The sequence below is a fragment of the Pseudomonas sp. GW821-FHT09D08 genome (assembly GCF_059416305.1).
In genome coordinates, this window is the sequence record NZ_JBWKOX010000049.1 from 1 (window position 1) to 662 (window position 662).

Consider the following 662-nt stretch of genomic DNA (forward strand, 5'->3'; position numbering starts at 1 on the left):
TTGCCGCAACTGCCGATTCCCGACGGCATGCAGACGCTGGCCATCGATCGCACCGAGCAATGGGCCGATTACAGCGACACCGCGCCAAACGTGACGCTGGACGGCGACAACCTCGCCTACGTGATCTACACCTCCGGCTCCACCGGCATGCCCAAGGGCGTGGCGGTGTCCCACGGCCCGTTGGTGGCGCACATCATCGCCACCGGCGAGCGTTATGAAACATCGCCGGCCGATTGCGAACTGCACTTCATGTCGTTCGCCTTCGACGGCTCCCACGAAGGCTGGATGCACCCGCTGATCAACGGCGCCAGCGTGCTGGTCCGTGACGACAGCCTATGGCTGCCCGAGTACACCTACGCGCAGATGCATCGCCATAACGTGACCATGGCGGTGTTCCCGCCGGTGTACCTGCAACAACTGGCCGAGCATGCCGAGCGCGACGGCAATCCACCGAAAGTGCGGGTCTACTGCTTTGGCGGCGATGCGGTGGCGCAAGCCAGCTACGACCTGGCCTGGCGCGCGCTCAAGCCGACCTACCTGTTCAACGGCTACGGCCCGACCGAAACCGTGGTCACGCCGTTGCTGTGGAAGGCGCGCAAGGGCGACCCCTGCGGCGCCGTCTACGCGCCAATCGGCACGTTGCTGGGCAACCGCAGCGGCTA

1 protein-coding gene is annotated in these 662 nt (G+C 65.6%); it reads left to right on the forward strand.

All coding sequences use genetic code 11. The features are described 5' to 3' along the window. Positions 1-662 (forward strand): AMP-binding protein (locus AC07OP_RS31605; protein WP_495103288.1); only part of this gene is annotated, 662 nt, incomplete at both ends.